This is a genomic window from Saccharothrix sabaoui (assembly GCF_051756985.1).
Lineage (GTDB): Bacteria > Actinomycetota > Actinomycetes > Mycobacteriales > Pseudonocardiaceae > Actinosynnema.
Map to the genome: position 1 here is coordinate 1 of NZ_JBPKJK010000133.1, position 25,996 is coordinate 25,996.

5 protein-coding genes and 2 pseudogenes are annotated in these 25,996 nt (G+C 77.0%); all 7 read left to right on the forward strand.

Going from position 1 to position 25,996, the window contains the following annotated elements:
- The coding region (locus ACR807_RS31275; RefSeq protein ID WP_438925059.1) for an SDR family NAD(P)-dependent oxidoreductase at positions 1–5,777 on the forward strand (5,777 nt) is incomplete at its 5' end.
- A gap of 86 nt (positions 5,778–5,863) precedes the next feature.
- Positions 5,864–15,739: pseudogene (locus tag ACR807_RS31280) on the forward strand (SDR family NAD(P)-dependent oxidoreductase); the annotation flags it as partial.
- Between the two features lie 47 nt (positions 15,740–15,786).
- Positions 15,787–22,167, forward strand: a pseudogene (locus tag ACR807_RS31285) (thioester reductase domain-containing protein); the annotation flags it as partial.
- 88 nt (positions 22,168–22,255) lie between these two features.
- Positions 22,256–23,476, forward strand: a complete 1,221-nt coding sequence (locus tag ACR807_RS31290; protein WP_438925060.1) for a cytochrome P450 family protein — start codon at positions 22,256–22,258, stop codon at positions 23,474–23,476.
- A 19-nt stretch (positions 23,477–23,495) separates the two neighbouring features.
- Entirely contained in the window at positions 23,496–23,714 is a 219-nt protein-coding gene (locus tag ACR807_RS31295; RefSeq protein WP_438925061.1) for a ferredoxin, read from the forward strand.
- 10 nt (positions 23,715–23,724) lie between these two features.
- A complete protein-coding gene (locus ACR807_RS31300; protein WP_438925062.1) occupies positions 23,725–25,095 on the forward strand; it encodes an FAD-dependent oxidoreductase in 1,371 nt (456 codons plus the stop codon).
- A gap of 4 nt (positions 25,096–25,099) precedes the next feature.
- Positions 25,100–25,951: an alpha/beta fold hydrolase gene (locus tag ACR807_RS31305; RefSeq protein WP_438925063.1), complete on the forward strand. Its 852-nt coding sequence runs from the start codon at positions 25,100–25,102 to the stop codon at positions 25,949–25,951.
- The last annotated feature ends 45 nt before the right edge of the window (positions 25,952–25,996 follow it).

Below are 25,996 nucleotides of genomic sequence, written 5' to 3' on the forward strand. Positions count from 1 at the left end.
CCGACGCCGGCACCGCCGCCCCGGCCGGGACCGGCACCACCGCCCCGGCCGGCACCACCGCCACCGCGCTGCTGGTGCCCGTCCACCTCGACCCGGCCGACGCCACCGACACCCCGCCCGCCCTGCTGCGCGGCCTGGTCCGCCCCAGGACCCGCCGCGCGACCACCACCCGCCGGGACACCCCGGGCGGCTGGGCGCAGGCCATCGCCGCGCGCCCCGAGGGCGAGCGGCGACCCGCCGTGCTCGACCTGGTCCGCTCCCTGGTCGCCGAGGTGCTCGGGCACCCGTCCCCGGCGTCGGTGGACCCGGACCGCGCCTTCCGGGACATGGGCTTCGACTCGCTGGCCGGCGTCGAGCTGCGCAACCGGCTCGGCGCGGCCACCGGCCTGACCCTGCCCACCACGGCGGTGTTCGACCACCCCACGCCCGACGCCCTGGCGGGATTCGTGCTCTCCCGCGTCGCGGGCACCGCCGCCCCCGTCCGCCGCACCACCGGGACGCGGACCGACGAACCCGTCGCCATCATCGGCATGGCCTGCCGCTACCCCGGCGACGTGGCCTCGCCGGAGGACCTGTGGCGGCTGGTCGCCGAGGGCGTGGACGCGATCAGCGGGTTCCCGGACAACCGGGGGTGGGACCTCGACGCGCTCTACGACCCGGACCCGGATCGCACCGGCACCTCCTACACCCGTCACGGCGGCTTCCTGCACGACGCCGACCGCTTCGACCGCGGGTTCTTCGGCGTCTCGCCCCGCGAGGCCACCGCGATGGACCCCCAGCAGCGGCTGCTGCTGGAGACCGCGTGGGAGGCGTTCGAGAGCGCGGGCATCGACCCCGCGTCGCTGCGCGGCAGCGACACCGGCGTGTTCGCGGGCTCGATGTACGACGACTACGCCCACCGCCTGGCCGCGGTCCCCGACGAGTTCGAGGGCTTCACCCTGACCGGCAGCCTGGCCAGCGTGCTGTCCGGCCGGGTCGCCTACACCTACGGCCTGGAGGGACCGGCGGTCACCGTGGACACCGCCTGCTCCTCGTCGCTGGTCGCCCTGCACCTGGCCGCGCAGGCGCTGCGCCGCGGCGAGTGCTCGCTCGCCCTGGCCGGCGGCGTGACCGTGATGAGCAGCCCCAACACCTTCGTCGAGTTCTCCCGCCAGCGCGGCCTGGCCGCCGACGGCCGCTGCAAGTCCTTCGGCGCCGGCGCGGACGGCACGGCCTGGTCGGAGGGCGTGGGCCTGCTGCTGGTCGAGCGGCTGTCCGACGCGCGCCGCAACGGCCACCGCGTGCTGGCGGTCGTGCGGGGCACGGCGGTGAACCAGGACGGCGCGTCCAACGGCCTGACCGCGCCCAACGGCCCGGCCCAGGAGCGGGTCATCCGCGCCGCCCTGGCCGACGCCGGGCTGTCCACGAAGGACGTGGACCTGGTCGAGGCGCACGGCACCGGCACCACGTTGGGCGACCCCATCGAGGCGCAGGCGCTGCTGGCCACCTACGGCGCGGACCGCGAGCAGCCGCTGTGGCTGGGGTCGCTGAAGTCCAACATCGGCCACGCCCAGGCCGCCGCCGGCGTGGGCGGCGTGATCAAGGTGGTGCAGGCCATGCGGCACGGCGTGCTGCCGCCGACGCTGCACGCCGAGGAACCGTCCCCGCACGTGGACTGGTCCTCCGGCGCGCTGGCCCTGCTCACCGAGCGCCGCGAGTGGCCCGCGCCGGCCGACCGGCCGCGCCGCGCCGGCGTGTCGTCGTTCGGCATCAGCGGCACCAACGCGCACGTCGTGGTCGAGCAGGTCCCGGCCGAGCCGCCCGCCGAGCGCCCGGACACCCCACCGGCCGTCACCGGCGCCCTGGCCTGGGTGCTCAGCGGCCACGACGACGAGGCCACCCGCGCCCAGGCCGCCCGGCTGCGCGACCACCTCGCCGCCCACCCCGACCTCGACCCGGCCGACGTGGCGCTGTCCCTGGCCACCACCCGCACCGTGCACCCGCGCGGCGCGGCGGTCGTCGGCGCCGACCGCGACGCCCTGCTCGCCGCGCTCGCCGCCTTCGCCGACGGCGGCCCCGCCCCGGTCCGGGGCGGCGACGAGCGACCCGGTCGCACCGCGTTCCTGTTCACCGGGCAGGGCAGCCAGCGCCCGGGACTGGGCGCCGAGCTGGCCGAGCGCTCCCCGGTCTACCGCGCGGCGCTGGAGGAGGTGCTGGCCCACCTCGACCCGGCCCTGCCCCGGCCGCTGGGCGAGGTGCTGTTCGCCGAACCCGGCTCGCCGGACGCCGCGCTGCTGGACCAGACGCTCTACACCCAGGCCGCGCTGTTCGCCACCGGGACCGCCCTGTTCCGCCTGCTGGAGCACCTCGGCGCGCGCCCGGACTACCTGCTCGGCCACTCCATCGGCGAGATCACCGCCGCGCACGTCGCCGGCGTGCTGGACCTGCCCCGGGCGTGCGCGCTGGTCGCCGCGCGCGGCCGGGCCATGCAGGACGCCCGCGCCGGCGGCGCCATGGTCGCCATCGCCGCCGCGGAGGACGAGGTCCGCGCCACCCTGGAGGACGGCGTGGACGTCGCGGCCGTCAACGCGCCCGGCGCGGTCGTCGTCTCCGGCGACGCCGACGCCGTCGAGCGCGTCGCGGCGGTGTGGCGCGAACGCGGACGCAGGACGCGCGCCCTGTCGGTGAGCCACGCGTTCCACTCCGCCCACATGGACGACGCCCTGGACGACCTCCGCGCGGCCCTGGCGGGCCTGGAGTTCGGCGAACCCCGCATCCCGGTGGTGTCCAACGTGACCGGCGCGGTGGCCGATCCCGCCGAACTGGCCTCACCCGACTACTGGGTGCGGCACGTGCGCGGCGCGGTCCGCTTCGCCGACGGCGTGGCGACCCTGGTGGCGGCGGGCGTGACCGAGTTCGTCGAGCTCGGCCCGGACGCCGTGCTCACCGCCCTGGTGCGCGAGTGCGTCCCCGACCACGCGGGCACCGCCACCGCGGTCCTGCGCCGCGACCGGTCCGAGGTGGAGACCCTGCTGGGCGCGCTGGCCGTGCTGCACCTGCGCGGCACCCGCCCGGACTGGGCCGCGCTGCTGCCCGGCGCGCGGCCGGTGCCGCTGCCGACCTACGCCTTCCGGCACGAGCGGTTCTGGCTCGACGGCCCGACCGGTCCCGGCGACGCCACCGGCTTCGGCCTCACCCCGACCGGTCACCCGCTGCTCACCGCGGCGGTGCCGGTCGCGGAGGGCGAGGCCCTGCTCACCGGCTCGCTGTCGCTGCGCACGCACCCGTGGTTGGCCGACCACCGGGTCGGCGGCGCGGTCGTCGTCCCCGGCACCGCGCTGCTGGAACTGGTCGGCCTCGCCGCGGCCGGAGCGGGCTGCGCCGGCCTCGCCGCCCTGACCCTCGGCCGCCCCCTGGTGGTGCCCGAGCGCGGCGCGGTGCGCGTGCAGGTGCGCGTGGGCGCCGCGGCCGAGGACGGCCGGCACCCGGTGTCGGTGACCTCCCTGGACGACGGCGGCGAGCGGACCGAGCACGCCACCGGCTCCGCCACCGCCACCGCCCCGGAAGTGCCCGAGGTGCCGTGGCCGCCGACCGGCGCGACCGAGGTGCCGGTGACCGAGGACGCCTACGCCGCGCTGGCCGACACCGGGCTCGCCTACGGCCCCGCGTTCCGCGGCCTGCGCGCCCTGTGGCTGTCCGACGACGCGGTGCACGCGGAGGTCGAGCTGCCCGAGGGCGTGGAGGCGGCCGGGTTCGTGCTGCACCCGGCGCTGCTGGACGCCGCGCTGCACGCCCTGCTGCCCGGCCTGGGCGGCGACCGGGTCGTGGTGCCGTTCGAGTGGGTCGGCGCGCGGGTCGTGGCGACCGGCGCGACCGCGCTGCGCGTGCGGCTGACCCGGACCGGCGCGGACACCGTCGCCCTGGTTGCCACCGACCTCGCGGGCGGCCCCGTCGCGGCGGTGGACGCCCTGGTGCTGCGCCCCCTGGACACCGGCGCGGCCGTCCGCCCCGCCGCCGACCTGCTGCACCGCGTCCGGTGGGCGCCGCTGGAGGTCGCGCCCGCCGAACCCGAGCACGTCCTGCTGCCCGGCGCGACCCGTGACGCGCTCGACGCCCTGGACCTGTCCGCCGGCGCGCCACCGGTCGTGGTGGCCCCGGTGCCCGGCGGCGCGGACCCGGTGGCGGCCCACGAGCGGCTGGTCGAGGTCCTGGGACTGGTGCAGGCGTGGCTGGCCGACGAGCGGCTGGCCGGCTCCCGCCTCGTGGTGCGCACCGAGCACGCCGTCGCGGTCGACCCGGACGACCGGCCCGACCTCGGCGCGGCGGGCGTGTGGGGCCTGGTCCGCTCCGCCCAGAACGAGAACCCGGACCGGTTGCTGCTGGTCGACGGCCCCGTGGCGGACGACCTGCTGGCCGGCGTCCTGGCGTCCGGTGAGCCGCAGGTGGCGGTGCGCGGCGGGCGGGTGTGCGCGCCCCGTTTCGCGCCGGTGTCGCCGGGTGACGAGTCCGGTGTGGACTGGTCGGTGGGTCGGGTGTTGGTGACGGGTGCGACGGGTGTGTTGGGTCGTGCGTTGGTGCGGCACCTGGTGGTGGAGCGGGGTGTGCGGGAGTTGTTGCTGCTGAGCCGGCGCGGTGGGGACGCGCCGGGTGCGGCGGAGCTGGTGGGGGAGTTGCGCGGGCTGGGCGCGGACGTGGAGTTGGTGGCGTGCGACGCGGCCGATCGGGAGGCGTTGGCGGCGGTGTTGGGGCGTCATCCGGTGCGGGCGGTGGTGCACGTGGCCGGTGTGCTCGACGACGGTCTGGTGACGGATCTGTCGCCGGAGCGGTTGGCGGGTGTGTTGCGGCCGAAGGTGGACGCGGCGTGGAACTTGCACGAACTCGTCGGGGACGTGTCGGCGTTCGTGGTGTACTCGTCGTTGGCGGGTCTGCTGGGTACGGCGGGGCAGGCCAACTACGCGGCGGCGAACGCGTTCCTGGACGCGTTGGCGGCTCACCGGCGTGCGGCGGGGCTGCCGGGCCTGTCGCTGGCCTGGGGCCTCTGGGAAGACAGCAGCGACCTCACCGGCCACCTCGACGAGGTGGCCCGGCGCCGCCTCGCCCGCAGCGGCCTGGTGCCGCTGCCCACCACCGACGCCCTGGCGGCCTTCGACGCGGCCGAGACCACCGGCGAGGCGCTGCTCGCCGTCAGCCGGATCGACCGGACCGCGCTGCGCGGCACCGAGCCGCCCGTGCTGCTGCGCGGCACGACCGGCGCACCCGCCCGCCGGGCCGCCGCGGCCGGGAAGGGCGACACCACCCCTGCCGACTGGGGCACCCGGCTGGCGGCCCTCGACCCCGGTCAGCGCGACCGCGCGCTGACCGACCTGGTCCGCACCCACGTGGCCGAGGTCCTGGGCCTCGCGGGCGCCGCCGCGGTCCCGCCCCGCCGGCCGTTCCGCGAACTGGGCTTCGACTCCCTGACCGCCGTCGAGCTGCGCAACCGGATCGGCACGGCCACCGGGCTGGCCCTGGCCCCCACGGTCGTGTTCGACCACCCGACCGCCACCGCCCTGGCCGCGCACCTGCGCGACCACCTCGTGGTGGACGAGGTCGGCGCCGCCCTGGCCGACCTCGACCGCGTGGCGGCGGTGCTGCCCGGCGCCGCGGGCGCCCACCGCGCCCGCCTGGCCGACCGGCTGCGCGAACTGCTGGAGCTGGCCGGGGCGACCTCGGGCGAGGACCTGGCCGGCGCCACCGACGAGGAGCTGTTCGCCCTGGTCGACGAACTGGACGACCTGGACGAGGCGGAACCGCGGTGACCGGCGCGCGGCAGCCGGCCGCACCCACCCCGACGACACGTTCCCGAACCGACCACCGGAGCTGACACGTGGCTGACGAGAAGGAACTCCGTGAGTACCTCAAGCGGGCCGTCGCCGACGCCCGCGACGCCCGCCGGCGCCTGCGAGAGGTGCAGGACCGGGCCCGCGAACCGATCGCGGTCGTCGGCATGGCCTGCCGCTACCCCGGCGACGTGGCCTCGCCGGAGGACCTGTGGCGGCTGGTCGCCGACGAGGTCGACGCGATCAGCGGGTTCCCGGACAACCGGGGGTGGGACCTCGACGCGCTCTACGACCCGGACCCGGACCGCGTCGGCACCTCCTACACCCGTCACGGCGGCTTCCTGCACGACGCCGACCGCTTCGACCCGGTGTTCTTCGGCATGTCCCCGCGCGAGGCGCTGGCCGCCGACCCCCAGCAGCGGCTGCTGCTGGAGACCACCTGGGAGGCCCTGGAACACGCCGGCATCGACCCCGACCGCACGCGCGGCAGCCGGACCGGCGTGTTCACCGGCGTGATGTACCACGACTACGGCTCCCGCCCGAGCCTGTCCGGCGAGGGCCTGGAGGGCTACCTCTACAGCGGCAGCGCGGGCAGCGTCGCCGCGGGCCGCGTCGCCTACACCTTCGGCTTCGAGGGACCGGTCGTGGCGGTCGACACCGCCTGCTCCTCCTCGCTGGTCGCACTGCACCAGGGGGTCGCCGCGCTGCGCCGCGGCGAGTGCGACCTGGCGGTGGCGGGCGGCGTGGCCGTGATGGCCACGCCCACCGGGTTCGTCGAGTTCTCCCGCCAGCGCGGCCTCGCGCCGGACGGCCGCTGCAAGTCCTTCGCCGCCGGCGCGGACGGCACGGCCTGGGCCGAGGGGGTGGGCCTGCTGTTGCTGGAGCGGCTGTCCGACGCCCGCCGCAACGGCCACCGCGTGCTGGCCGTCGTCCGCGGCACCGCCGTCAACTCCGACGGCACCTCCAACGGCCTGACCGCGCCCAACGGCCCGGCCCAGGAGCGGGTCATCCGCGCCGCCCTGGCCGACGCCGGGCTGTCCACGAAGGACGTCGACCTGGTCGAGGCGCACGGCACCGGCACCACGCTCGGCGACCCCATCGAAGCCCGCGCGCTGATCGCCACCTACGGCGCCGACCGCGAGCAGCCGCTGTGGCTGGGGTCGCTCAAGTCCAACATCGGCCACGCCCAGGCCGCCGCCGGCGTGGGCGGTGTCATCAAGGTGGTGCAGGCCATGCGCCACGGCCTCGCCCCGCGCACCCTGCACGTGGACGACCCCACCCCGCACGTGGACTGGGACCGCGGCGTCCGGCTGCTCACCGAGGCCCGCGAGTGGTCCGCGCCGGCCGACCGGCCGCGCCGCGCCGGCGTGTCCTCCTTCGGTTTCGGCGGCACCAACGCGCACGTCGTGCTGGAGGAGCCCGAGCCCGTCGAGGCCGACCGGCCCGCACCCGAACCGCCGGTCGTCCCGCTGGTCGTCACCGCCGCGACCGCCGCCGCCCTGCGCGAGCAGGCCGCGCGGCTGGCCGACCGGCTCGCGGACGCCCCCGACCTGCGCCCGCTGGACGTGGGCTGGTCGCTTGCCACCGGCCGCGCCCGGCTTGACGAGCGGGCCGTGGTCGTGGCCGCCGACCGGGACGAGGCCCTGGCCGGCCTGCGCGCCCTGGCCGGCGGCGACCCCGCGGGCGCGGTCCGCGGCACCGCCGTGGACGCCGACCGCCCCGTGCTGGTGTTCCCGGGTCAGGGGTCGCAGTGGGTGGGGATGGCGGTGGGGTTGGCGGAGGGTTCTCCGGTGTTCGCGGCTGGGTTGGCTGGGTGTGGTGCGGCGTTGCGTCCTTTTGTGGAGTGGGATGTGGATGCGGTGTTGCGTGGTGGGGGTGGTTCGGGGTGGTTGGAGCGGGTTGATGTGGTGCAGCCTGTTTTGTGGGCTGTGATGGTGTCGTTGGCGGGGTTGTGGCGGTCGGTGGGTGTGGTGCCGGCTGCGGTGGTGGGTCATTCGCAGGGTGAGATCGCGGCGGCGTGCGTGGCGGGTGCGTTGTCGTTGGAGGACGGTGCCCGTGTCGTCGCCCTGCGCAGCCGGGCCATCGGCCGGGTGCTCGCCGGTCGCGGCGGCATGGTCTCCCTCGCACTGTCCGAACAGGACGCCCGTGACCGGGTCGCCCCCTACGCCGGCCGGGTCGAGATCGCCGCGGTCAACGGCCTCAACGCCGTCGTGGTCTCCGGTGAGCCCGCCGCGTTGGAGGAGCTGTTGGCTTCCTGTGAGGCCGAGGGGGTGCGGGCCAAGCGGCTGCCGGTGGATTACGCCTCGCACTCGGCGCACGTGGAGGACGTGCGTGAGGAGTTGGCCCGGTTGTTGGCGCCCGTGACGCCGCGTCGGGCGGAGATCCCCATGTTGTCCACCATGACCGGTGACTGGGTACTGGGTCCGGAGCTGACCGCGGACTACTGGTTCGCCAACCTGCGCCGGCCGGTGCGCTTCGCCCCCGCCGTCCGGGCGCTGCTCGACGCCGACCACACCGCTTTCGTCGAGTGCAGCCCGCACCCCGTGCTGACCGTCGGCGTCCAGGAGGTCGTGGACGACGCCGGCCGGGCCGCCGCCGTGGTCGGCACGCTGCGCCGCGGCGAGGGCGACCTGCGCCGCTTCTGGACCTCGGTCGCCGAGGCCCACGTGCGCGGCCTGCACGTCGACCTCGACGCCGTCCTGACCGGCGGACGGCACGCGGACCTGCCCACCTACGCCTTCCAGCGCGAGCGCTACTGGCTGGACGGCAGCGGCGCGGCGGGCGACGCCGCCGGGTTCGGCCTCACCGCCGTCGAGCACCCGCTGCTCACCGCCGCGGTCGAGGTCGCGGGCGGCGCGGAGACGCTGTTCACCGGCCACCTGTCCCGCCGCACGCACCCCTGGTTGGCCGACCACCGGGTCGGCGGCGCGGTCGTCGTCCCCGGCACCGCGCTGCTGGAACTGGTGCTGCACGCCGGCGGGGAGACCGGCACGCCGGTCGTCGCCGACCTCGTGCTGAGCGCCCCGCTCGTCGTGCCCGAGCGGGGCGGCGTGCCGGTGCAGGTGCGCGTCGGCGCCCCCGACGAGGCGGGCGACCGGCCGGTCAGCGTCCACTCCGGCTCCGGCGGCACCTGGACCGAGCACGCCACCGGCACCCTCGCCCCCGACCAGCCGGTCGGCACCGCCGAGTGGGCGCCCGGCGGCGAGGCGATCGACACCGACGACCTCTACGAGCGCGTCCCCGACACCGGCATCGAGTACGGCCCCGCGTTCCGCGGCCTGCGCCGCGCCTGGTCCGCCGACGACGTCGTGCACGCGGAGGTCGAGCTGCCCGAGGGCGTGGAGGCGGCCGGGTTCGTGCTGCACCCGGCGCTGCTGGACGCCGCGCTGCACGCCCTGCTGCCCGGCCTGGGCGGCGACCGGCCCCTGGTGCCCTTCGGGTGGAGCGGCGTGCGCGTGGCCGCGACCGGTGCGACCGCGTTGCGCGTCCGCCTCACCAGGACCGGCGCGGAGGCGGTGTCCCTCACCGCCCTCGACGGCGCCGGCGTGACCGTGGCCGAGGTCGAGTCGCTCGCCCTGCGGCCCCTGGACACCGCGGGCGTCGGCCGCCCCGCCGCGGACGGGCTGCTCGCCGTGGAGTGGCAGCCGCTCACCGACCGGCCCGAGCCCGTCCGGTGGACCGCGGCCGACCCGGTCGCCGGCGCCGAACCGGGCGACCCGGTGGTGACGTCACCGCCCGAGTTCGACGGCGACGTCCCGGCGCGGACGCACGCCGCCGCGCGGTGGGCGCTGGAGACCGTGCAGGGCTGGCTGGCCGACGAGCGCCTCGCCGACACCCGCCTGGTGATCCGCACCGGCGACGCGGTCGAGCACGCGGCGGTCCGGGGCCTGGTCCGCTCCGCGCAGACCGAGCACCCCGGCCGCTTCACCCTCGTCGACGCCGCCCCGGACACCGACCCGGCCGACCTGGGCGCGGCCATCGCGTCCGGTGAGCCGCAGCTGGCGGTCCGCGACGGCGCGATCACCGTGCCCCGCTTCACCCGGGCGCACCCCGACCCCGACCGGTCCGGTGTGGACTGGTCGGTGGGTCGGGTGTTGGTGACGGGTGCGACGGGTGTGTTGGGTCGTGCGTTGGTGCGGCACCTGGTGGTGGAGCGGGGTGTGCGGGAGTTGTTGCTGCTGAGCCGGCGCGGTGGGGACGCGCCGGGTGCGGCGGAGCTGGTGGGGGAGTTGCGCGGGCTGGGCGCGGACGTGGAGTTGGTGGCGTGCGACGCGGCCGATCGGGAGGCGTTGGCGGCGGTGTTGGGGCGTTACCCGGTGCGGGCGGTGGTGCACGTGGCCGGTGTGTTGGACGACGGTCTGGTGACGGATCTGTCGCCGGAGCGGTTGGCGGGTGTGTTGCGGCCGAAGGTGGACGCGGCGTGGAACCTGCACGAACTCGTCGGGGACGTGTCGGCGTTCGTGGTGTACTCGTCGTTGGCGGGTCTGCTGGGTACGGCGGGGCAGGCCAACTACGCGGCGGCGAACGCGTTCCTGGACGCGTTGGCGGCTCACCGGCGTGCGGCGGGGCTGCCGGGCCTGTCGCTGGCCTGGGGCCTCTGGGAGGACACCAGCGCCATGACCGACGGCGTCGGCGACCTCGAACGCCGCCGCATGGCCCGCGACGGCCTCCTGCCGATGACCACCGGTCACGCGCTCGCGCTGTTCGACGCCGCCCACGCCACCGGCCACGCCGTGCTCGGCGCGACCGGCCTCGACCTCGCCGCCCTGCGCCACCACCGCGGCGACCCGCCGGTGCTGCTGCGCGGCCTGGTGCCCCGGCGGCGCCGGACGGCCACCGCCGCACCGACCGGCGGATCGCTCGCCGACCGCCTGGCCGGGCTGCCCGCCGAGGACCGGCGGCGGACCCTGCTGGACCTGGTGCGCACGCACGTCGGCTCCGTCCTCGGCCACGACCCGGCCACCGTCGAGCCCGACCGCGCCTTCGGCAAGCTGGGCCTCGACTCGCTGACCGCCGTCGAACTGCGCAACCAGTTGGCCGCGGCCACGGGCAGCACCCTGCCCGCCACCCTGGTGTTCGACCACCCCACCCCGGCCGCCCTCGCCGCGTTCCTCGACGAACGCCTGGCCGGCCGCGCCGGCACCGATCGCGCCGCAACCGGCCGCGCCGCAACCGGTCGCGCCACCGCCGGACCGCCCGCGGACGACCCGATCGCCGTCGTCGGCATGGCCTGCCGCTACCCCGGCGGGGTCGCCTCGCCCGATGACCTGTGGCGGCTCGTCGCGGACGGCGCGGACGTGGTCTCCGCCTTCCCCGAGGACCGCGGCTGGCCGCTGGACCGGCTCTACGACCCCGACCCGAACCGGACCGGGCGCACCTACGCCCGCGGGGGCGGCTTCCTGCACGACGCCGCCGACTTCGACGCCGACTTCTTCGGCATGTCCCCCCGCGAGGCGCTGGCCACCGACCCCCAGCACCGCCTGCTGCTGGAGACGGCCTGGGAGGCGGTGGAGAACGCCGACATCGACCCCACCGGGTTGCGCGGCAGCCGCACCGGCGTGTTCACCGGCGTGATGTACAGCGACTACGGCTCCCGCGTCCGGTCCATCCCGCCCGACCTGGAGGGCTACCTGCTCAGCGGCAACACCGGCAGCGTCGCCTCCGGCCGCATCGCCTACACCCTCGGCCTGGAGGGGCCCGCGGTCACCGTGGACACCGCCTGCTCCTCCTCCCTGGTGGCGCTGCACCAGGCGGTGTCCGCGCTGCGCCAGGGCGAGTGCGACCTCGCGCTCGCGGGCGGCGTGACGGTGATGGCCACCCCCAACGGGTTCGTCGAGTTCGCCCGCCAGCGCGGCCTGTCCGCCGACGGGCGCTGCCGGTCCTACGCCGACGCCGCCGACGGCACCGGCTGGTCCGAGGGCGTGGGCCTGGTCCTGCTGGAGCGGCTGTCCGACGCCGAGCGCAACGGGCACACCGTGCTGGCCCTGGTGCGCGGCAGCGCGGTGAACCAGGACGGCGCGTCCAACGGCCTGACCGCGCCCAACGGCCCCGCCCAGGAGCGGGTCATCCGCGCCGCGCTCACCTCGGCCGGCCTCCGGCCGGCCGACGTGGACGCCGTCGAGGGCCACGGCACCGGCACCCGGCTCGGCGACCCCATCGAGGCCCAGGCGCTGCTGGCCACCTACGGCCAGGACCGCGAGACGCCGCTCTACCTGGGGTCGCTGAAGTCCAACACCGGCCACACCCAGGCCGCCGCGGGCATCGCCGGCGTGATCAAGGTGGTGCAGGCGCTGCGGCACGGCGAACTGCCCCGCACCCTGCACGTGGACCAGCCCACCCGGCACGTGGACTGGTCGGCCGGGAAGGTGGAGCTGCTCACCGAGCACCGGCCCTGGCCCGAGGTGGACCGGCCGCGCCGCGCCGGCGTGTCGTCGTTCGGCATCAGCGGCACCAACGCCCACGTCATCCTCGAACAGGCGCCCGAGCGCGCCGAGCGGACCGCGGGGCGCGAGCACCAGCCGGTCGTGCCCTGGCTGCTGTCGGCCAAGACGCCGCAGGCCCTCGCCGAGGCCGCCCGGCGGCTGCTCGACACCGACGCCGACCCGGTGGACGTCGGGTTCACCCTGGCCACCGGCCGCGCGGCGCTGGAGCACCGGGCCGCGGTCGTCGGCCGCGACCGCGACGCCCTGCGCGCCGGGCTGCGCGCCCTGGTCGACGGCGCCCCCACCGCGCAGCGCCGCGCCGGCCGCACCGCGTTCCTCTTCACCGGCCAGGGCGCCCAGCGGGTGGGCATGGGCCTGGCACTGGCCGAAGCGCACCCCGTGTTCGCCGACGCCTTCGCCGAGGTGTGCGCCGCGCTGGACGAACACCTGGAACAGCCCCTGCGGCACGTCGTCGCCGAGCGCCCCGACCTGCTCGACCGCACCGGCTACACCCAGCCCGCGCTGTTCGCCGTGGAGGTGGCGCTGAGCCGGCTGCTGGAATCGCTGGGCGTGCGCCCGGACGTGATGGCCGGTCACTCGGTCGGCGAGCTGGCCGCCGCCCACGTCGCCGGCGTGCTGTCGCTGGCCGACGCCGCCCGCCTGGTCGCGGTCCGCGCCCGGCTGATGGACGCGCTGCCGCCCGGCGGGGCGATGGTCGCCGTCGAGGTCGCCGAGGACGAGCTGCCGCCGCTGCCCGCCGGCGTGGACGTCGCCGCGGTGAACGGCCCGACCTCGCTGGTGCTGTCCGGCGACGAGGACGCCGTGACCGCGTTCGCCGCGCGGCTGGCCGCCGGGGGCAGGCGCACCAAGCGGCTCCCGGTCAGCCACGCCTTCCACTCCGCGCGGGTGGAGGCCGTGCTGGACGAGTTCGCCGAGACCGCCCGCGCGCTGGAGTACCACGAGCCGCGCGTCCCGATCGTGTCCACGGTGACCGGCGGCGACGTCGACCTCACCGACCCGGACCACTGGGTGCGCCAGGTGCGCGCCGCGGTCCGGTTCGCCGACGGCGTGCGGACCCTGGTCGAGCGGGGCGTCACCGCGTTCGTGGAGGTCGGCCCGGACGCCGTGCTGACCGCCCTGGCGCGGGAGACGGCGCCCGGCACCGCCGCGGTCGCGCTGCTGCGTCGCGACCGGCCCGAGGCGGAGACCTTCGTCGAGGGCCTGGCCGCCGCGCACGGCCACGGCGTCGCCGTGGACTGGGCCGCGTTCTTCGCGCCCCACGCCCCGCGGCCCGTGCCGCTGCCCACCTACCCGTTCCAGCGGCGGCGCTACTGGCTCGACGCCGGGTCCGCCGACGAGCCGGCGGGCGGCCACCCGCTGCTGGGCACCGTGGTGCGCCTCGCGGGCGCCGACGAGGTGGTGGGCACCGGGCGCCTGGCCGTGCGGTCGCAGCCGTGGCTGGCCGGGCACGACGTGCGCGGCACCGTCGTCGTCCCGACCTCGGCCCTGGTCGAGGCGGTGGCCCGCGCGGGCGCCGAGGCCGGCTGCCCGACCGTGGCCGACCTCGACGTGGTCGCACCCGTCGTGCTGCCGCCCGACGGTTCCGCCGCGCTCCAGGTGCGCGTCGCGGCCGAGGCGGGCGGCCGGCGGGAGGTGGTCGTGCACGCCCGCCTCGGCGACGGCGAGTGGGTCGAGCACGCCCGCGGCCACGTCACCGCCGACCACCCCGCCGCGCCCGCCGGGGACGGTCGGGTCGTCGAGCCGGTGCTGCCCGACGAGCTGCGCGCCGAGGCCGACCGCTACGGCCTGCACCCGGTCCTGCTCGACGCCGTGCTGCGCGAGGTCGGCGACGGCGTGGCCGACCGGTGGCGCGGCGTGCGCCTGCACGACCCCGGCGCCACCGCCACCCGGGCCGTGCTGGTCGAGCGGGACGGCGGCGCCGCGCTGCGGCTGCTCGACGAGCAGGGCGAACCCGTCGCCACCGTGGACCACGTCGCCCTGCGCCCGCTGCGCACCGCCGACCTGGCCACCGCCCGCCTGGGCGCCCTGCACGCGCTCACCTGGGCCCCGGTCGAGGTCCTGCCCGCCGTCGGCGGGGACCGGGTGGTGCACCGCGTCACCGGCGGCACCCCTCGGGAGGTCGTCGACCGGCTCGCCGCCGAGCCGGCCGACCGGCCGGTGGTCGTGCTCACCCGCGGCGCGGTCGCCGTGGCCGACGAGCCCGTGACCGACCCGGCCGCGGCCGCCGCCTGGGGCTTCGCACGGGCCGCGCAGGCGCAGGGCCGCCCCGTGCTCGTGGTGGACGCCGACGAGCAGCCGTCCGACGCGCTGCTGGCGGGGCTGTCGGCCGCGGGGGTCGACCAGGCCGCCGTGCGCGACGGCAGGGTGTTCGTGCCGCGGCTGACCCGGGTCGCACCGCCCGCCGCGGCCGAGCCCGGCGGCACCGTGCTGGTCGTCGCCGACGACCGGGCCGCGGACCTGGCGCTCGACCTGGCGGCTGCCCTCGCCGGGCACGCCGTGCGGGTGGGCCCGGACGAGGTGGCCGCCGCGCTGGACGCCCACGACCCGGTCGCCGTGGTGCACGCGGGCGACGTCGAGGACGCCTGGCGGCTGCACCGGCTGACCGCCGAGCGCGACCTGCGCGGGTTCGTCCTGCTCGGCCCGGCCGCCGGGATCGTCGGCGGCGACCGGGAGGAGGCCGTCACCGGCGCGTCGCTGGACGCGCTGGCCCGCCACCGCCGAGCCCTGGGCCTGCCGGGCACGCACCTGGCCTGGCTGCGGCAGGGCCGGGCGCCGGGCCTGCGCCCGGTCGCCGGCGCCGACCTGCCGGCCGCGGTGCTCGCCGCCGCGGCGAGCGGCGCGGCCCACGCGGCGGGCCTGCTCGTCGCCGAGGTGGACGTGGAGGCCCTGCGGGACCTGCCGGTCGTCCCCGCGCCGCTGCGCGCGGAGCCGACGCGCCCCACCGGGTCGGTGTCCCTGGCCGACCGGCTGGCCGACCACACGCCCGAGGAGCGCCGCCAGGTCGTGCTCGACGTGGTCCGCGCCGAGGTGGCCGGCGTCCTCGGCCACACCGACCCGCTGGCCGTCGGCGCGAACCGGCTGTTCTCCGACCTCGGGTTCGACTCGCTGACCGCGGTGAACCTGCGCGACCGGCTGGCCGCCGGCACCGGCGTCCGGCTGCCCGCGACGGTCGTGTTCGACCGGCCCACGCCCGCCGCGCTGGCCGATCACGTCCTGGAGCGGCTGGCCGCGACCGGGCCGGCGGACGAGGCCGACCCGGGCGCCCCGGCTGCCTCGGCGCTGGCCGAGCTCGACCGGCTGGAGGCGCTGCTGGCCGCCGTGCCCGGCCGCGAGCGGGCGACCGTATCGACCAGGCTGCGCACGCTGCTGGCGACCTTCGGCCCCGAGCCGGAGCCGGAGCCGGAGCCCGACCCGACGCCGACCGCGGACCTGGAGTCCGCGTCCGTGGACGACGTCCTGCGCTTCATCGACACCCAGCTCGGCCGCTCGACGAGCTGAGCCGGACACCCACAGGAGGGCGAAACCCCGTCATGGCCGAGGAGAAGCAGGACAAGCTCGTCGACTACCTCAAGTGGGTCACCACCGAGCTGTCGTCCGCGCGTTCGCGGATCGCGGAGCTGGAGTCCGCCGCCGACGAGCCGATCGCGATCGTCGGCATGGCCTGCCGCTACCCCGGCGGCGTGGCGTCACCGGAGGACCTGTGGCGGCTGGTGGCCGACGAGGTGGACGCCATCACCGAGTGGCCCACCGACCGCGGCTGGGACGTGGACGCCCTCTACGACCCCGAGCCGGGCAAGCCGGGCCGCACCTACACCCGGCACGGCGGCTTCCTCGACGGCGCCACCGGGTTCGACGCCGACTTCTTCGGCATCTCCCCGCGCGAGGCGCTGTCGATGGACCCGCAGCAGCGCTTGCTGCTGGAGACCGCGTGGGAGCTGTTCGAGCACGCCGGCATCGACCCGGAGCCGCTGCGCGGCAGCGACACCGGCGTGTTCGTCGGCGTGCCCGAGCAGACCTACCTGGGCCTGGAGGCCCCGGAGGAGCTGGAGGGCTACCTGATGACCGGGAAGCTGGCCAGCGTCGCCTCCGGTCGGGTCGCCTACACCTTCGGCTTCGAGGGACCGGCGGTCACCCTGGACACGGCCTGCTCCTCGTCGCTGGTCGCGCTGCACCTCGCGGTGGGTTCGCTGCGGCGCGGCGAGTCGTCGCTGACCCTGGCGGGCGGCGTCACCGTCAACGGCGACCCCGGCGGGTTCGTCGACTTCGCCCGCCAGCGCGGTCTGGCCGCCGACGGCCGCTGCAAGTCCTTCGGCGCCGGCGCGGACGGCACGGCCTGGGCCGAGGGGGTGGGCCTGCTGCTGCTGGAGCGGCTGTCCGACGCGCGCCGCAACGGCCACCGCGTGCTGGCGGTGGTGCGGGGCACGGCGGTGAACCAGGACGGCGCGTCCAACGGCCTGACCGCGCCCAACGGGCCCTCGCAGGAACGCGTCATCCGCGCCGCCCTGGCCGACGCGGGCCTCGTCGAGTCCGATGTGGACCTGGTCGAGGCGCACGGCACCGGCACCCGGCTGGGCGACCCGATCGAGGCGCAGGCGCTGCTGGCCACCTACGGCGCCCACCGGGACGAACCGCTGTGGCTGGGATCGCTGAAGTCCAACATCGGCCACTCGGCCGCCGCCGCCGGCGTGGGCGGCGTGATCAAGGTGGTGCAGGCCATGCGCCGCGGCCGGATGCCGAAGACCCTGCACGTCGAGGAGCCCACCCCGCTGGTGGACTGGGACCTCGGCGCGGTGCGCCTGCTCACCGAGGCCCGGGACTGGCCCGCGCGACCCGACCGGCCGCGCCGCGCCGGCGTGTCCGGGTTCGGCGTCAGCGGCACCAACGCGCACGTCGTGCTGGAGGAGGGCGACCGGGAGGAGGTGCCGGAGGGCCCCGGGCTGCCGCTCGTGCCGTGGGTGCTGTCCGCCCGCCCCGGCGGGACCGCCGACCAGGCCGCCCGGCTCGCCGCCTGGGTCCGCGACGGCGGCCTGGACCACCGCGGCCCCACCGCCGTGGGCCGCGCCCTGGCCGCCCGCGCCCGGCTGGCCGAGCGCGCCGTGCTCCTGGTCCGCGACCGCGAGGACGCGCTCGCCCGGCTGGAGGACCTGGCCGCGGGGCGGCCCGCGGCGGACGTCGTGCTCGGCACCGCCGGCGACCCCCTCAAGCCCGTGCTGGTGTTCCCGGGTCAGGGGTCGCAGTGGGTGGGGATGGCGGTGGGGTTGGCGGAGGGTTCTCCGGTGTTCGCGGCTGGGTTGGCTGAGTGTGGTGCGGCGTTGCGTCCTTTTGTGGAGTGGGATGTGGATGCGGTGTTGCGTGGTGGGGGTGGTGGGGGGTGGTTGGATCGGGTTGATGTGGTGCAGCCTGTTTTGTGGGCTGTGATGGTGTCGTTGGCGGGGTTGTGGCGGTCGGTGGGTGTGGTGCCGGCTGCGGTGGTGGGTCATTCGCAGGGGGAGATCGCGGCGGCGTGCGTGGCGGGTGCGTTGTCGTTGGAGGACGGTGCCCGTGTCGTCGCCCTGCGCAGCCGGGCGATCCGCTCCGCCCTGGCCGGCCGCGGCGGCATGGTGTCGATCGCGCGCCCGGAGGAGTGGGTGCGCGAGCGGATCACCTGCTACGCCGGCCGGGTCGAGATCGCGGCGGTCAACGGTCCCGGTGCCGTGGTGGTCTCCGGTGAGCCCGCCGCGTTGGAGGAGTTGCTGGTCTCTTGTGAGGCCGAGGGGGTGCGGGCGAAGCGGGTGCCGGTGGACTACGCCTCGCACTCGGCGCACGTGGAGGACGTGCGTGAGGAGTTGGCCCGGTTGTTGGCGCCGGTGGTGCCGCGTCGGGCGGAGATCCCCATGTTGTCCACCCTGACCGGTGAGTGGGTGCGGGGTCCGGAGCTGACCGCGGACTACTGGTTCGCCAACCTGCGCCGGCCGGTGCGCTTCGCCCCCGCCGTCCGGGCGCTGCTGGACCAGGGCTTCGGGGCGTTCCTGGAGTGCAGCCCGCACCCCGTGCTGACCACCGCGGTGCAGGACACCGTCGAGGAGAGCGGGCGGCCCGGTGCGGCCGTCGGCACGCTGCGCCGGGGCGAGGGCGACCTGCGCCGCTTCTGGACCTCGGTCGCCGAGGCCCACGTGCGCGGCGTCCCGGTGGACCTCGCCGCCGCGTTCCCCGCCGGCCCGCACGTCGAGCTGCCCACCTACGCCTTCCGCCCGCGCCGCTACTGGGTGGACGCGGCGGCCGGCCGCGACCCGGCGGGCCTGGGCCTGGCCGGGGCGGACCACCCGCTGCTCGGCGCGGCCGTGGAGGTCGCCGGGGCCGACGAGTTCCTGTTCACCAGCCGCCTGTCGCTGCGCACCCACCCCTGGCTGGCCGAGCACGCCCTGCGCGACGCACCGGTGCTGCCCGCCGCGGCCCTGGTCGAGCTGGCCGTGCGGGCGGGCGACGAGGTGGGGTGCACCGCGATCGAGGAGCTGGCCGTCGACACCCCGCTGGTGCTGCCCCGGCAGGGCGGTGCGCAGGTGCAGGTGCGCCTGTCCGCCCCGGACGGCTCGGGCAGGCGGCGGTTCGCCGTCCACGGCAGGCCCGACGACGGGGACCCGCGGTGGACCCGGCTGGTGAGCGGCGTGCTCGGCACCCGCGGCCTGGACGCGGACTTCGACCTGCGCCGGTGGCCGCCCGCGGCCGAGCCCGTGGACCCCGCCGGCGCCCACGCGCCGCTGGTCGGCGCGGGACTCGACCTCGGACCGGTGTTCCACGGCGTGACCGGCCTGTGGCGCGCGGGCGACGACCTCTACGTCGAGGTCGAGCTGCCCGAGCCGGCCGAGTCCACCGCGGGCGCCTACGCCCTGCACCCGGCGCTGCTCGACGCCGCGCTGCACGTCGTCGGCCCGGCCGGCGGGCCGGGCACCGGTGTGCCGATGCACTTCAGGGGGGTGCGCGTGCACGCCGCCGGGGCCCGCGCGGTGCGGGTGCACCTGCGCCCGACCGGCGACACGACCTGGGAGGTGCGCGTGGCCGACCGGACCGGCCGCCCGGTGGCCACCCTCGACGAGGTCACCATCGCGCCGGTGCCGTTCCGCGAGGTGGCCGAGGCCCGCGCCCGCCTCGGCGACGACCTGTTCACCGTCGACTGGTCGCCGGTCCTGCTGTCCCCGCGCCCCGCCGTCGCCTGGCGGGCCGTGCGCACCACCGGGGACGTCACCGCGACCGACGCGCGGCCGGCGCTGCTGACCTGCGGCGGCACCACCGCGGCCGAGGCGCACGCCGAGACCGGGCGGGTGCTGGCCGTGCTCCAGGCGTGGCTGGCCGACGACCGGCCGGCCGACGCGCCGCTGGTGGTCGTCACCCGCGGCGCGGTGGACCCCGACGGCTCCGGCGTCACCGACCCGGCGGGCGCGGCGGTCTGGGGCCTGGTGCGCTCGGCCCAGTCCGAGGCGCCGGACCGCGTCGTGCTGCTGGACACCGACGGCGACCCGGCCGACGTGCTGCCGGGCGTGCTGGCGCTGGGCGAACCGCAGGTCGCCGTGCGCGGCGGCACCGCGTTCGTGCCGCGGCTGGGCCGAGCCACGCCCACCGGGCGGGAGAGCGGGCGCTGGGACCCCGACGGCACCGTGCTCGTCACCGGCGGCACCGGCACGCTCGGCGCGCTGGTCGCCCGCCACCTGGTCACCGCGCACGGCGTCCGGCGCCTGCTGCTGGTCGGCCGCCGCGGACCGGCCGCACCCGGCGCGCGGCGGCTGGTCGCCGAGCTGGCGGACCTGGGCGCGCACGCCGACGTCGTGGCCTGCGACACCGCCGACCGCGACGCGCTGGCCGCGCTCCTGGCGGGTGTCCCGGCGCGGCACCCGCTGACCGGCGTCGTGCACGCGGCCGGTGTGCTCGACGACGGCCTGGTCGCCGACCTGACGCCGGAGCGGCTGGCGGCGGTGCTGCGGCCCAAGGTCGACGCGGCGTGGAACCTGCACGAGCTCGCCGGGGACGTGTCGGCGTTCGTGCTGTTCTCCTCGGTCGCCGGTGTCGTCGGCGGTCCGGGCCAGGGCAACTACGCCGCCGCGAACGCCTACCTCGACGGCCTGGCCGGGCTGCGCGCCGCACGGGGCCTGCCCGCCACCTCCCTGGCGTGGGGACTGTGGGACGAGGCGAGCGGCATGACCGGCGGCATGGACGAGGCCGACCGCGAGCGCATCACCCGCAGCGGCCTGCGCCCCATCACCTCCGATCGCGGCCCGGCGCTGCTCGACGCGGCGCTGCGCCACGGCCCGGCCGCCCTCGTGGTCACCCCGCTGGACGTGACGACCCTGCGCGAGCGGGCGGAGCAGGCGCCCCGGCTGTTCGGCGCGCTGGCCCGGACCTCGCCGCGCCCGGCGGCGCGCACCGGCGACGGCGGCCCGGAGGACCTGGCCACCCGGTTGGCCGAGCTGGCGCCGCAGGAGCGGGAGCCCGCCGTGCTGCACGTGGTGCGCGCCGAGGTCGCCGCCGTGCTCGGCCACCCCGACCCGGCGCGCATCGGCGCGGACGCGCTGTTCCCCGAGCTGGGCTTCGACTCCCTGACCTCGGTGGAGCTGCGCAACCGGCTGGCCGCCGCCGTCGGGTTCCGGCTGCCGCCCACCCTCGTGTTCGACCACCCGACGCCCGGTGCCCTGGCCGCGTTCCTGCTCGACGGCCTGGGCGCGGAGCTGGGCACCACCGCCCCCGGCACCGACTACACCGCCGACATCGCCCTCGACGACGACATCCGCCCGGCGGCCGAGGTCGTGCCCGCCGTGGACGACCCGGAGGTCGTGCTGCTCACCGGCGCCACCGGTTTCCTGGGCGCCTACCTGCTGCGCGACCTGCTGCGCACCACCCGCGCCCGCGTGCTGTGCCTGGTGCGGGCCGACGACGGGGACGCCGCCCACGAGCGGCTGCGGGACAACCTGGCCTGGTACCGGCTGCTGTCCGAAGTGGACTTCGACCGGGTCGGGGTGGTCCCGGGCGACCTGGCCGAACCCCGGCTCGGCCTGACCGAGGAGCGGTTCGACGAGCTGGCGCGCGAGGTCGACGTGGTCTACCACGCGGGCGCGTCGGTCCACTGGCTGCACCCGTACCCGATGCTGCGCGCCGCCAACGTCGGCGGCACCCGGGAGGTCCTGCGGCTGGCGGCCCGGCACCGCACCGTGCCGGTGCACCACATCTCGACCACGGGCGTGTTCCCGCGCGGCGCGGGCGACGGCCGGCCGCTGCGCGTCGAGGACCCCACCGGGCCCGCCGAGGCGCTGCCCACCGGGTACGTGCGGAGCAAGTGGGTCGCCGAGCAGGTGGTGGAGCTCGCCCGCGAGCGCGGCCTGCCCGTGTCGGTGTACCGGGTCGACGTGGTGTGCGGCGACCAGCGCACCGGCGCCTGCCAGACCCGCGACTACGTGTGGCTGAGCCTCAAGGGCCTGCTGCGCGCGGGCGCCGCGCCGGGCGGGCTGACCGCGCCGGTGCGGGCGGTGCCCGTGGACTACGTCAGCGCGGCGGTGCTGGCGCTGTCGTGGCGCCCCGAGCACACCGGCCGCACGTTCCACGTGTGCAACCCGGAGGGGCCCGAGTTCGGCGAACTGGTGGACTGGCTGCGGGAGCGGGGCTACGAGGTGCCCGAGCGGGACTGGGCCGCGGTCGCGGACAGCGTGCGGTCGGACCCGGGCAACGCGCTCAACCCGCTGCTGGACGCCTTCGAGGCGATGGTCTCGACCGGCGCGGACTTCTACCCGCCGATCGACACCGCCGACACCGCCGCGGCCCTGGCCGCGAGCGGCATCCGGTGCCCGGACGTGGACCGGCGGCTGTTCGACACCTACGTCGACTTCTTCGTCGCCACCGGGTACTTCCCCGAACCCACCGGACCCACCGGGGCCGCCGCCCGCCCGGCGGTGACCGCCCGCTGAGCCGGTCACCGCCCGGCGAGGACCCGGCGGTGACCGGCCGCTGAGCCGAATCCCGTTACGTTGCCGTGCAGGCCCCGAGGAGGTCGAGATGGACACCCTGACCGCGCAGCCCGAGTTGTTCGGCAGCGCGTACTACCAGAACCCTTACCCCGCCTTCGCCTGGCTGCGGGAGCACGCGCCGATGCACCGGTTCCGGTACCCGGTCGGCGACGTCCCCCTGTGGATCGTCAGCCGCTTCGCCGACGTGCAGCGGCTGCTGGCCGACCCCCGCTTCAGCACCGACGGGGCGAAGTGGGCCCGGCAGGACTTCCGGGACGCCGGCCTGGTGCTCGGCGGGGGGACCGTGGTCGAGCGGACCCTGACCATGCTCGACCCACCCGACCACACCCGCGTGCGGAAGCTGGCGATGAGCTCCTTCACCCCGCGCGGCGTCGCCAAGTGGCAGGAGACGATCGACCGCGAGGTCGCCGACGCCCTGGACTGGCTCGGCGAGCAGGCGGAACCGGACCTGATGGACTACGCCGAGCGCGTCCCGGCCCGCGTCATGGGGGCCATGCTGGGGTTCTCGCTCGACCGCTACCACGACGTGCTCGGTGCCATCGCGCGCGGCTTCGACCCGTCCCCGCCCACCCCGGACGCGCCGATGAGGGCGTTCGAGGAGGTCGCCGACTACGGGCGGGAGCTGATCCGGGAGAAGCGGCGCACGCCCGGCGACGACCTGATCTCCATGTTCATCGCCGCCCGCGAGGGCGGCGACCGGCTGACCGAGGACGAGCTGGTGTCCATGGTCGCCCTCATGATCATCGCCGGCCTGGACACCGTGCGCAGCGTCATCGGCTCGGCGGCGCTGGCCCTGTTCGACTTCCCCGACCAGCGGCGCCTGCTGCTGGAGCAGCCGGACCTGGTGGACCGCGCCGTCGAGGAGTTCGTGCGCTACGACGGCGCGTTCACCATCGGCCTGATCCGGTTCGCCACCGAGGACCTGGAGTTCATGGGGGAGCGGCTGACCACCGGCACGCCCGTCATCGCCGCCCTCCAGTCGGCCAACCGCGACCCCGAGCGCTTCCCCGACCCGGACCGGCTCGACATCACCCGCACCGGCCCCCGGCACGTCGGTTTCGGCCACGGCCTGCACAACTGCCTGGGCGCCGCGCTGGCCCGCCTGCAGACCCGCACGGCGCTGCCCGCGCTGTTCCGCCGCTACCCGGACCTGGAGCCGGCCGTGCCGCGCCAGGACGTCCGCCACGACGAGAACTGGCTGGGCCGCAGCGTCAAGCACCTGCCGGTCCGCCTGGACGGACGTGGTTGAGGTGGCCGGGAAGGTGTTCGTGAGCGTGGACCGCGCGGTCTGCGGCGGGGTGGGGCTCTGCGAGTCGATGCACCCGGCGCTGTTCCGCCTCGACGCGGACGGCGTCGCCGAGGCGCGCAAGACCGAGCTGGGCGACCCGGACGAGATCGCCGCCGCGCGCGCCGTGCGCGACTGCTGCCCCACCGAGGCGGTGCTGCTGCGCGGCACCGGGGAGCGGCACGCCACCAGCCCCGACTAGGAGGGACACCATGCTCGAAGCGAAGTCCGGCCCCGCGTCCGGCCACGCCGTGGTCCTCGGCGCGGGCATGGCCGGCCTGCTCGCCGCCCGCGTGCTGGCCGACCGCTGCGCGAAGGTCACCCTGGTGGACCGGGACGAGGTGCGCTCCGCCGGGGGCTGGCGGAAGGGCGTGCCGCAGGGCAAGCACCTGCACGGCCTGCAACCACGCGGTCAGCAGGTCATCGAGGAGCTGTTCCCCGGCCTGACCGCCGCCGCGGTGGCGGAGGGCGGGCAGACCGGCGACGTCGCGGCCAACGTGCGCGTCCACCTGGGCGGCAGGCAGATCCGCAAGCCGGTCGCCGGACTGGTGCTGCTCAGCGTCAGCCGGCCCTTCCTGGAGCGCCACGTCCGCGAGCGGGTGCTGGCGCTGCCCGGGGTCGAGCTGATCGAGCGGTGCGACGTCGTCGGCCTGCTCACCACCGAGTCGCGCGACCGGGTGACCGGCGTGCGCCTGGCCGTGTCCGGCGCCGAGGCGGAGGTGGTGGCGGACCTGGTGGTCGACGCCACCGGCCGGGGCTCCCGCACCCCGACCTGGCTGGAGGAGTGGGGGTACGGGCGGGTCGAGGAGGACGGCGTCAAGATCGGCCTGGGCTACGCGACCCGCCTGTACCGCCTCGGCTCGGGCCTGCCCGCCGACGAGGTCGGGATCAACACGATCGCCTCCCCCGAGGTGCCGCGCGGCGGCATCTGCACGCGCATCGAGGGCGACCGCGCGATCGTCACCGCGTACGGCATCCTGGGCGACCACCCGCCCACCGACCCCGACGGCTTCACCGCGTTCCTGGAGTCGCTGGCAGTGCCGGACCTGGCCAAGGCGCTGGCGGACGCCGAACCGCTGACCGACCCGGTGCCCTACCGCTACCCGACCAGCAGGCGCCGCCGCTACGAGCGGATGCGCGCCTTCCCCCGGGGCCTGCTGCCCATCGGCGACTCGGTGTGCAGCTTCAACCCCTCCTACGCGCAGGGCATGACGGTGGCCGCGCTGAGCGCGCTCGTCCTGCGCGAGCACCTGCGGTCCGCGGACCCCGACCCGCGGGCCTACCTGCGGGACCTGGCGCGGCGGGTGCTCGACCGGTCCTGGGACATGATGACCTCCTCCGACCTGGGCCACCCCCGCGTGGCGGGCGAGCGCGGGGCGCTGCTGCGCCTGATGAACGCCTACATGCGCCGGGTGCAGCTGGCGGCCACCGCGGACGACCGGGTCGCCGCCACCCTCATGCGGGTCAGCGGCCTGGTCGACCCGCCCTCGAAGCTCGTGCGGCCGGACCGGGTGCTCCGCGTCCTGCGCCTGGCCCGCCGCGCGGTCGCGCGACGACCCCGACGAACCGACCCGAAGAGGTGAGACGATGACCCGACCCACCCCCGTGGGGGACCTGACCTTCGACGTGCGCGTCGAGGGCCCCGAGGACGGGACCCCCGTGCTGCTGCTGCACGGCTTCCCGCAGAGCCACCGGTCCTACGACGCCGTGGTGCCCCTGCTGACCGCCGAGGGCCTGCGCACCATCGCGTTCGACCAGCGCGGCTACTCCCCGGGCGCCCGCCCCGCGGAGCCCGACGACTACCGGTTGCCGCTGCTGGCCGGTGACGCCCTGGGCGTGCTGGACGCGCTCGGCGTCGAGTCGGCCCACGTGGTCGGGCACGACTGGGGCGCCGTGGTCGCCTGGTACCTGGCCGCCCGGCACCCCGAGCGGGTCCGCTCGCTGACCGCGCTGGCGTTCCCGCACCCCGACTCCTACCGGGCCGCGTTCCGGTACGACCCGGCGCAACGGGCCGCGTCCGAGTACCTGGACTTCTTCTCCGCCGAGTCCACCCCGGACGCCCTGGTGGCCGACGACGGCAAGGGGCTGCGCGGCCTCTACCACGCGGTGGACCGGACGCTGACCGACGAGCAGGTCTCCACCTACGCCGCCCCGCTGTCCCAGCCGGGCGCGCTGCGCGCGGCGCTGAACTGGTACCGCAGCGGCAGCCTGCTCGACGAGTCGATCGGGTTCGGCCCGGTGCCGGTGCCCACGGCGTACCTGTGGAGCCCGGAGGACCCCTCGGTGAGCGAGGCCGCCGCGCTGGGCACCGCCGACCACGTCACCGGGCCCTACCGGCTGGTGCGCCTGGACGGCGTGTCGCACTGGCAGGCCGAGCAGGTGCCCGACCGGGTCGCGGCCGAGGTGCTGGCCACCGCCCGGCAGGCGCAACCGGGCTGACCGACCGCGCGGGCCCGCCGGGACCCGCGGAAACGAAAGAGGGCC